The 9427-nt window shown below is 69.3% G+C and carries 7 protein-coding genes; 5 read left to right on the top strand and 2 right to left on the bottom strand.

The window, feature by feature from the left end:
* Positions 1-8 precede the first annotated feature (8 nt).
* The 4 genes from nuoL to DQ384_RS16895 are packed head-to-tail and all read left to right on the top strand — an operon-like array spanning position 9 to position 6013.
* Positions 9-1919, top strand: coding sequence for an NADH-quinone oxidoreductase subunit L (nuoL, locus tag DQ384_RS16880; protein WP_245966541.1), 1911 nt, complete (start codon positions 9-11; stop codon positions 1917-1919).
* A complete protein-coding gene (locus DQ384_RS16885; protein ID WP_114029758.1) occupies positions 1919-3448 on the top strand; it encodes an NADH-quinone oxidoreductase subunit M in 1530 nt (509 codons plus the stop codon). Before nuoL ends, DQ384_RS16885 begins: the two co-directional genes overlap by 1 nt.
* Positions 3445-5004 carry an NADH-quinone oxidoreductase subunit NuoN gene (gene nuoN / locus DQ384_RS16890; RefSeq protein ID WP_114029759.1) on the top strand — a complete coding sequence of 520 codons (1560 nt, stop codon included), beginning with the start codon at positions 3445-3447 and terminating at the stop codon, positions 5002-5004. The genes DQ384_RS16885 and nuoN overlap by 4 nt, the downstream gene beginning before the upstream one ends.
* Before the next feature lie 13 nt (positions 5005-5017).
* Positions 5018-6013 carry a polyprenyl synthetase family protein gene (locus DQ384_RS16895; RefSeq protein WP_114029760.1) on the top strand — a complete coding sequence of 332 codons (996 nt, stop codon included), beginning with the start codon at positions 5018-5020 and terminating at the stop codon, positions 6011-6013.
* A 241-nt stretch (positions 6014-6254) separates the two neighbouring features.
* On the opposite strand, the gene DQ384_RS16900 is transcribed toward DQ384_RS16895, so the two are convergent.
* The gene (locus tag DQ384_RS16900; RefSeq protein WP_114029761.1) at positions 6255-7229 is read right to left on the bottom strand and encodes an LLM class flavin-dependent oxidoreductase; all 975 of its coding nucleotides are present in this window, start codon (positions 7227-7229) and stop codon (positions 6255-6257) included.
* Positions 7230-7406: 177 nt separating this feature from the next.
* Positions 7407-8327, bottom strand: a complete 921-nt coding sequence (gene rarD / locus DQ384_RS16905) for an EamA family transporter RarD (RefSeq protein WP_114029762.1) — start codon at positions 8325-8327, stop codon at positions 7407-7409.
* 139 nt (positions 8328-8466) lie between these two features.
* On the opposite strand from rarD, the gene msrA reads away from it, so the two are divergent.
* On the top strand, positions 8467-9129 hold the full coding sequence (msrA, locus tag DQ384_RS16910) for a peptide-methionine (S)-S-oxide reductase MsrA (protein ID WP_114029763.1): 663 nt from the start codon (positions 8467-8469) through the stop codon (positions 9127-9129).
* Positions 9130-9427: the final 298 nt, after the last annotated feature.

Consider the following 9427-nt stretch of genomic DNA (forward strand, 5'->3'; position numbering starts at 1 on the left):
AGGGCGCCGTGGAAACCGCTGCTGACTTCGTCCAGCACTCCGGTGGAGTGATCGGTGCATCCTGGCTGACGATCGCCTTGCCGCTGCTCGGCGCGGCGATCCTCCTGCTGGGCGGCCGGCGCACCGACCGCTGGGGCCACCTCCTCGGCGTCGCCATGTCCCTGGCGTCGTTCGTGGTGGCCGTGCTCGTCTTCTTCGAGCTGCTCGGGTTCGGGGCCGACCAGCGCCGCCGCGTGGTGGAGCTGTACGACTTCCTGCCGTCCGGCTCGCTCCACGTGGAGATGGGCCTGCTGCTGGACCCGCTGTCGATCTCGTTCGTCCTGCTGATCACCGGTGTCGGGTCGCTGATCCACATCTACTCGATCGGCTACATGGCGCACGACCCGGGCCGGCGGCGGTTCTTCGCCTACCTGAACCTCTTCGTCGCCGCGATGCTCCTGCTGGTGCTGGCCGACAACTACCTCGGCCTGTACATCGGCTGGGAGGGCGTGGGCCTGGCGTCCTACCTGCTCATCGGCTTCTGGCAGCACAAGCCGTCGGCGGCCGCCGCGGCCAAGAAAGCGTTCATCGTCAACCGCGTCGGCGACATGGGCCTCGCGCTCGGCATCTTCGTCGTCTTCACGACGTTCGGCACGATCGCCTTCAACCAGGTCCTGCCCGCCGCCCACGGCGCCTCCGAGGGCACGCTCACGCTCATCGGCCTCGCGCTGCTGCTCGGCGCGTGCGGCAAGTCGGCCCAGCTCCCGCTGCAGTCCTGGCTCCTGGACGCGATGGAGGGCCCGACCCCGGTCTCCGCCCTCATCCACGCGGCCACGATGGTCACCGCCGGCGTCTACCTGGTCGTGCGCTCCGGCCCGATCTTCGAGGCCGCGCCGACCGCGCAGCTCGTCGTCACCATCGTCGGCGTCGCCACGCTGCTCGCCGGTGCGATCATCGGTACCGCCAAGGACGACATCAAGAAGGCCCTCGCCGGGTCGACGATGTCGCAGATCGGCTACATGATGCTCGCCGCGGGCCTCGGCCCGGTCGGGTACGCGTTCGCCATCGCCCACCTCATCGCGCACGGCTTCTTCAAGGCCTCGATGTTCCTCGGCGCCGGGTCGGTCATGCACGCCATGAACGACGAGGTCGACATGCGCAAGTTCGGCGGCCTCGCGTCCGTGATGAAGATCACCTGGATCACGTTCGGGCTCGGCTACCTCGCGATCATCGGCTTCCCGCTGCTGTCCGGGTACTGGACCAAGGACGGCATCATCGAGACCGCGATGGAGCACAACCCGATCCTCGGCTGGCTGGCCGTGATCGGCGCGGGCATCACCGGCTTCTACATGTCGCGCCTGTTCTTCATGACCTTCCACGGGCGGCGCCGCTGGGATGCCGACGCCCACCCGCACGAGTCGCCGGCCGTGATGACCTGGCCGCTGATCATCCTGTCCATCGGGTCGGTCTTCGGCGGCGGGTTCCTCATCGTGGGCAACCGGTTCATGGAGTTCCTCGCCCCCGCCGTCGGGCGGCCCGAGGAGATGCCGAGCTTCCACCCGTTCAGCCTCACCGGCCTGGTGACGCTGGCGCTGGTCGCCGTCGGCGTCGCCTACGCCTGGATGCGGTACGGCAGGTCCGAGGTTCCGGCGGTCGCCCCGCGCGGCTCGTTCCTCACCACCTTCGCCCGCCGTGACCTGTACGGCGACGCGCTGAACGAGGCGCTGTTCATGCGTCCCGGCCAGTGGCTGACCCGCCTCGCCGTCTTCTTCGACAACCGCGGCGTCGACGGCCTGGTCAACGGCCTGGCGGCGCTGGTGGGCGGCACGTCGGGCCGGCTGCGCCGCATCCAGACCGGCTACGTCCGGTCGTACGCCTTGTCGATATTCTTCGGCGCCGCCCTCCTGGTCGGCGCATGGTTCGTCGTAGGGAACCTGTGATGCCCTGGCTCTCGATATTGATGGGCGTGCCCGTGGTGGGCGCGCTGGCGGTCGCGGCGGTGCCCAAGGGCAGCGACAAGCTCGCCAAGCAGCTCACGCTCGGTGTCTCGCTCGTCGTGCTGGTGCTCACGCTGGCCATGGCCGCCCAGTTCGACCGGTCCGGGGCGCGCTACCAGTTCAGCGAGGTCCACGACTGGATCCCGTCGTTCGGCGTCCACTACGCGGTGGCGGTCGACGGCATCGCGCTGGTGCTGATCGCGCTCGCGGTGGTGCTGGTGCCGATCGTGGTCCTGGCCTCCTGGCACGACGCCGACCGGCCCGAGGCCAAGCGGTCGGTTAAGACGTACTTCGCGCTGATCCTGGTGCTGGAAGCGATGATGATCGGCGTCTTCGCGGCGACCGACGTCTTCCTCTTCTACGTCTTCTTCGAGGCGATGCTGATCCCGATGTACTTCATGATCGGGTCCTACGGCGGAGCCCAGCGGTCGTACGCGGCCGTCAAGTTCCTGCTGTACTCGCTGTTCGGCGGCCTGCTCATGCTGGTGGCCGTGATCGCGCTCTACGCCATCGCCGCCAAGGGCACGTTCCTGCAGCCCGAGCTGCTCGGCGCGATCAAGGACCCGACCACGCAGAAGTGGCTGTTCCTCGGCTTCTTCATCGCCTTCGCGGTCAAGGCGCCGGTGTGGCCGTTCCACACCTGGCTGCCCGACGCCGCCGCCCAGGCGCCCGCCGGGGCCGCCGTCCTGCTCGTCGGCGTCCTGGACAAGGTCGGCACGTACGGAATGCTCCGCTTCTGCCTGGAGCTGTTCCCCGACGCCGCCAAGTTCTTCACGCCGCTGATCCTCACGCTCAGCGTCATCGGCATCGTGTACGGCGCGATCGTCGCCATCGGCCAGACCGACATGAAGCGGCTCATCGCGTACACCTCCATCTCGCACTTCGGCTTCATCACGATGGGCGTGTTCGCCATGAGCGCCGACGCCGGCGCGGGCGCGACGCTGTACATGGTCAACCACGGCTTCTCGACGGGCGCGCTGTTCCTGCTCGCCGGGTTCCTGATCAACCGCAGAGGCTCGCAGTACATCGCCGACTACGGAGGCGTCCAGAAGGTCGCTCCCGTGCTGGCGGGCACCTTCCTGGTCGCCGGCCTGTCCTCGCTGTCCCTGCCGGGCCTTTCGACCTTCGTCAGCGAGTTCCTCGTCCTGATCGGCACCTTCGAGAACTACGTCGTGCCGGCCGTCATCGCCCTGTCCGGCATGGTGCTCGCCGCGGTGTACATCCTGTGGATGTACCAGCGCATGATGGGCGGCCCCGTCCAGGAGAGCGTCAAGGCGCTGCCCGACCTGAACCTCCGTGAGAAGTTCGTCGTGGCCCCGCTGATCGCCCTGCTCGTGGTGTTCGGGTTCTTCCCCAAGCCGCTGCTGGACGTCGTCAACCCCGCGGTGCACCAGACCCTGACCACCGTGCACGCGCCGCAGTTCACCCCCGCCATACCAGTCACCGCGGAAAAGAAGGGGGCAGGCCAGTGAGCACGCTCACCGCCGCCGCCATCGAGGCGCCGAAGATCGAGTACGGGGAGCTCGCGCCGATGCTCCTCGTCTTCGGGGCGGCGATCATCGGCGTGCTCGTCGAGGCGTTCACGCCGCGTTACCTGCGCAAGTCCATCCAGATGCCGATCACGATCCTGTCGATGGTCGGCGCCCTGGCCCTCACCATCTGGCAGGGCGCCCAGGGCGTGCGCAACGCGGCCGCCATGGGCGCCGTGGCCGTGGACGGTCCCTCGCTGTTCATCTGGGGCGCCATCCTGCTGCTGGCGATCGTCAGCGTCCTGCTCATCAACGACGACGACCAGTTCGTCGCGCAGGCCGCCGCCGTCCCCGGCAGCGCCGAGGAGGATCAGGCGATCTCCGAGGGCGGTGCCCACACCGAGATCTACCCGCTGGTGCTGTTCGCCGTCGGCGGCATGATGCTCTTCCCCGCCTCGAACGACCTGCTGATCATGTTCGTGGCCCTCGAGGTCATGTCGCTGCCGCTGTACCTGCTGTGCGGCCTGGCCCGCCGTCGCCGCCTGCTCTCGCAGGAGGCGGCGATGAAGTACTTCCTGCTCGGCGCCTTCTCGTCGGCGTTCTTCCTCTACGGCACGGCCCTGCTGTACGGCTTCGCCGGTTCGGTGGACCTGTCGGCCATCGACAAGGCCCTCGCCACGGTCGGCGGCCAGGACACGCTGCTGTACATGGGCGCCGCGACGCTCGGCGTCGGCCTGCTCTTCAAGATCGGCGCGGCTCCGTTCCAGGCGTGGAAGCCGGACGTGTACCAGGGCTCGCCGACGCCCATCACCGCGCTCATGGCCTCCGGCACGCTGATCGCCGCCTTCGGCGCGCTGCTGCGCGTCTTCTGGGTCGCCCTCGGCAACCTGGACACCCAGTGGACTCCGGTGCTGTGGGGGGTGGCGATCCTCACCATGATCGTGGGTGCGGTGCTGGCGATCACGCAGACCGACATCAAGCGCATGCTCGCCTACTCGTCGATCGCGCACACCGGCTTCCTGCTCACCGCCGTGGTCGCCACCGGCAAGGAGGCGCAGAACGTCAACGCGCTGTCCGGCATCCTGTTCTACCTGGTGACCTACGGGTTCGCCACGGTGGGCGCGTTCGCGGTCGTCACGATGATCCGTGACGCCGGGGGCGAGGCGGGCCACCTGTCCCGCTGGGCGGGGCTCGGCAAGCGGTCGCCCGCCCTCGCGGGCATCTTCGCGCTGTTCCTGCTCGCCTTCGCCGGCATCCCGCTGACCTCCGGCTTCTTCGGCAAGTACGCCGTGTTCGCCCCGGCGGTCGCCGCCGGTGGCGTCGGGCTGGTCATCGTCGGTGTCGTGACCTCCGCCATGGCGGCGTTCTTCTACGTCCGCGTCATCGTCCTGATGTTCTTCAGCGACCCGGCGCCCGAGGGCCCGACCATCGCCCTGCCCAGCATGGGGACCGCGGCTGTGGTCACGCTCGCGGCTGCGGCTACCGTAGTCCTCGGGGTGTTCCCGCAGCCGGTGCTCGACCTCGCGCATTCGGCCGCGCAGTCGTTGTTCGTTCGTTAGGAGTACATGCTTCATGGCCGCGCCGCCCGTAGTCGACCTGCCTTTCATCGACGAAGGACTGGCCGCGGATATCGCGAGCGGTCTCGACTCCGTCGAGAAACTGCTCCGCTCGGCCGCCGACAGCGAGGACGCCTTCGTCGCGGAGGCGTCCAGGCATCTCATCCTGGCCGGAGGCAAGCGGTTCCGCGCGATGATCGTGCTCCTGGCGTCCCATTTCGGTGACGCGAGCGCCCCCGGCGTAGTGCCGGGGGCCGTCGTCATCGAGCTCACCCACCTGGCGACGCTCTACCACGACGACGTCATGGACGAGGCCCGGGTGCGCCGGGGCTCGCCGTCCGCCAACGCCCGGTGGGACAACACGGTGGCCATCCTCACCGGTGACTACCTGTTCGCCCAGGCGTCGGAGATCCTCGCCGACCTCGGGCCCGAGCTGGTCCGCATCCAGGCCCAGACGTTCTCGCGGCTGGTGCGCGGGCAGATCCGCGAGACCATCGGACCGCGTCCCGGCGTCGACGCCGTCACCCACTACATCGAGGTGCTCGCCGACAAGACGGGCTCGCTGATCGCCACCTCCGGGCGGTTCGGCGCGATGCTGTCCGGGGCCCCCGAGGACGTCGCGGCGCGCCTCACCAGCGCCTGCGAGGCCATCGGCGTGGCCTGGCAGCTCGGCGACGACCTGCTGGACGTCGCCTCCTCCGCCGGTGAGAGCGGCAAGACGCCGGGCACCGACCTCAAGGAAGGCATCCGCACGCTTCCCGTCCTCTACGTGCTGGAATCCACGGCGCCCGAGGACGCGCGGCTGCGCGAGCTGCTCTCCGGCCCGGTGGCCGAGGAGGACATCGACGAGGCGGTGGCGCTGCTGCGCGCCAACCCGGCGATGGTGCGGGCACGGGCCGAGCTCATGTCGTGGGTCGAACGCGCCCGCACCGACCTGGCGGCCCTGCCGGACATCCCCGCCCGCGAGGCCCTGCTGGCCCTGTGCACGTACGTGGCGGACCGTTCGGGCTGATCGGTTCGCGTCCGTTCGACGGCCGTTCGGTGGCCTTCGCGTCCCCTCAAGGCCTTCTTCTATTTGAGGACCTTCGTCCGTTCGGCAGCCCTCGCGTTCGTTCGAGGGCCTTCGTTCCGTCCAGGGCGTTTTCGTTCGACGGCTTTCCGGGGCCGGGCTCGCGTTGTTCCGCGAGCCCGGCGTGTGATTCCCCCTACCGCTCAGGTGCCGGCGAGGAGTTCCGTGCGGACCGGAGCGCGGCTCAGGTCCCGGCGAGCAGTTCCACCACGGGGGCGAGCCGGTCGGCGTACATCGCGTTCACCGTGATGTAGGAGACCTCGTGGAGGTCCCTGCGGCGCAGCAGCCGGTCGGCCATCTGCCGGGGCGTGCCCCTCAGCACGGCGACCGAGTCGTCCGGCACGTCCGGGCCGAGCTGCCGGGCCAGCCACGGAGGGATGTCGTCGCCTACCGCGTGCAGGCCGGCGCTGATCTCCAGCCGGTCGAAGTCGTCGCCGGCCTGCCGGAGCAGCTTGACGGGCTCGGCCAGCCCGTCCTCGGGCGTCGAGGCGGGCAGGGCGATGGCGACGGTGTCGGCGTTGCGCGCGGCGAACCCCAGCGTCCGCGCCCCGGAGGCGGCGACCAGCACCCGCGGCCCGCTCCCCGCGACCTGCCCGTCCGTCGCCTGGCTGCGGGTCGCGTGCGCCTCGGGTGCCTGCCCGCCGGCCGCCTGCGCGTCCGTTGCGTGACCGTCCGTTACCCGACCGTCCGTTCTGCCGATCGCCGGACGCGGCCCGCCGCCGGTCGCCTGGCCGGGCGTACCGGTCATCGGTGGCCACTTCCTTACCTGGCGGATCATCTCCTCCAACTGCCGGATCCGCTGGTCGTGCGTCCCGAAGGGCACGCCGAGCCGCGCCGAGTCCTCCCGGGCGTCCGGACGTCCGACCCCGAGGCCGAGCTCGAAACGCCCGCCCGACAGGAACCCCAGCCCGGCGACTTCCCACGCCACCTGCTCGGGACGCCGGTACGGAACCGCCAGCACGAACGTGCCCAGCCCTATCGAGGTCGTCGCCGACGCGGCGGCGCTCAGCGCCAGCAACGGCGGAAGAGTGTTCAGCGTGTCCGGTGTGAGGAACGTCGAATAGCCCAGCTCTTCGGCACGCCGCGCCAGCCCGGCCCACTGCCCGGCGTCCGCAGCGGCCGCGGCCACCACACCGAAGCGAAAGAGACGATCAGCCATGGAAACCCCCTAGGTTCCCGTCGATGCTTTCGCCTCCGGCATGGCCGGGTCGTCCCCTGACGGGGGTCGCCCTCCGTACCGCCCAAGGGGTAGCCGGGGCGGACGGCGTACGTCCGGCGGTGTAGGGCACTCAGGTGGTGCTCTGAACAGGGCCCTGAACGGTGCCCGAACAGATGCTCAGACGGTCTCCAGGGCGGGCTTCCCGCTCGCGGCCCGTCGCCGGGTCGCGTGGGCGTTGCGCAGGCCCTCCCAGCTGAACACGGCCAGTGCCAGCCAGATGATGACGAATCCGACCCACCGGCTGGGCGGCATCGTCTCGTGGGCGACCAGCACTCCGCACAGGAACTGCAGGATGGGCGCGATGTACTGCAGCAGTCCGATCACCGTGAGCGGCACCCGGATCGCGGCGGCGGTGAACGCCATGAGCGGCACCGCCGTCACCAGGCCCGCGCCCGCGAGCAGCGCGGCGTGCCCGAGCCCCTCGTGCGCGAACGTCGCCGTCCCCTGCGCCTGCAGGAAGATGAGGTACGCGAGCGCGGGCAGCAACAGGACCAGCGTCTCGATCGTCAGGCTCTCAGCCGCGCCCACGTTCGCCGACTTCTTGATCAGGCCGTACGTGCCGAAGCTCACCGCGAGCACGAGGGCGATCCACGGCGGGCGCCCGTAGTCGACGGTCAGCACGATCACGGCGAGCGCGCCGAGCCCCACGGCCGCCCACTGCCAGGGACGCAGCCGCTCCCGGAAGACCATCACGCCGAACAGCACGCTGACCAGGGGATTGATGAAGTACCCGAGCGCGCTCTCGACCACGTGCCCGGCGTTCACCGCGTAGATGTAGACGCCCCAGTTCACGGAGACCACCACGGCGGCGAGCGTCAGCAGGGCCAGCTTCCTCGGCTGCCGCACGAGTCCACGGAACCAGGACCAGTGCCGCCGTACGGCCAGGACGGCGATCACCGCCACCAGCGACCAGACCATCCGGTGGGCGAGAATCTCGACCGCCCCGGAGGGCTTGAGCAGCGGCCAGTAGAGGGGAAAGAGCCCCCACATGGTGTAGGCGGCGATGCCGTACAGGACCCCACGGCGCGAATCAGGCATGTAACCCATCTTCGCTACTGACAGCCTTTACCACAAATAAGTAGGCCTTTACCGTCTCTTAAGAGATGCTAACCAGAGGGAACAAGACGGCCACCGCCATGGTTGCCGTGTCTGCACGAACACTCGACGGAGGTGCACGATGGGCTGGCTCTTCGGTAACAACAAGACCTCGATGGTCTCCCCGGAGGAAGCGCTTCCCGGGCGCAGCGTGACGATGCCCGTCCCCGCACGCCACGCCGTCCTGGACGCCCCCCTCGCCCCGCCCTACCCCGAGGGTACCGAGCTCGCCGACTTCGGCCTCGGCTGCTTCTGGGGCGCCGAGCGCAAGTTCTGGCAGACCCCCGGCGTCGTCTCCACCTCGGTGGGCTACCAGGGCGGCTACACGCAGAACCCCACCTACGAGGAGGTGTGCACCGGCCGCACCGGTCACACCGAGGTCGTCCGCGTCGTCTACGACCCGGCCCGGGTCTCATACGAGGAGCTCCTCAAGGTCTTCTGGGAGGCCCACGACCCGACCCAGGGCATGCGCCAGGGCAACGACGTCGGCACCCAGTACCGCTCGGCCATCTTCACCCACGGCCCCCAGCAGCAGAAGTCCGCCGAAACCTCCCGCGACGCCTACCAGAAGGTCCTGAACGAGGCCGGCTACGGCGAGATCACCACAGAGATCAAGCCCGCCCCCGACTACTACCACGCCGAGGAGTACCACCAGCAGTACCTCTTTAAGGTGCCAAATGGGTATTGCGGCATCGGCGGCACCGGCGTGACCTGCCCCATCGGTCTCACCACCGGCGAGGCCTGACCCCTGAGCCCGCCTCACCCGGCGGGCTCCGCCCGGAACGGTGAGCATGATCCTTGGAACTCGCTCTGAAAGGCGGGCTCCGCTGGAAAGGCCCTTGCTCCACTCGGACAGCGCCTATTAGGGCTCCCACCCCAACCCCAAGGCAGGGCTCCGCCTCCACTCTCCCTAACTTGAGAGCGGTCACGTGGAACTCTTGATCAGCGGACAGAAAAGTCGAGGCTGACGGACAGCGGTTCCTGGTCGGCGGCCATCAAAAGTCCTGGTCAATGGCCAGGTTGATCTCCTGATCCTGTCCGTG

The sequence above is a fragment of the Sphaerisporangium album genome, from assembly GCF_003323745.1.
GTDB lineage: Bacteria > Actinomycetota > Actinomycetes > Streptosporangiales > Streptosporangiaceae > Sphaerisporangium > Sphaerisporangium album.

Bases quoted from the DNA above. Each gene is read 5' to 3' on its own strand.
- DQ384_RS16885 (WP_114029758.1), top strand. From the start codon at position 1,919: ATGCCCTGGCTCTCGATATTGATGGGCGTGCCCGTGGTGGGCGCGCTG.
- DQ384_RS16895 (WP_114029760.1), top strand. From the start codon at position 5,018: ATGGCCGCGCCGCCCGTAGTCGACCTGCCTTTCATCGACGAAGGACTG.
- DQ384_RS16900 (WP_114029761.1), bottom strand. From the start codon at position 7,229: ATGGCTGATCGTCTCTTTCGCTTCGGTGTGGTGGCCGCGGCCGCTGCG.
- rarD (WP_114029762.1), bottom strand. From the start codon at position 8,327: ATGCCTGATTCGCGCCGTGGGGTCCTGTACGGCATCGCCGCCTACACC.
- msrA (WP_114029763.1), top strand. From the start codon at position 8,467: ATGGGCTGGCTCTTCGGTAACAACAAGACCTCGATGGTCTCCCCGGAG.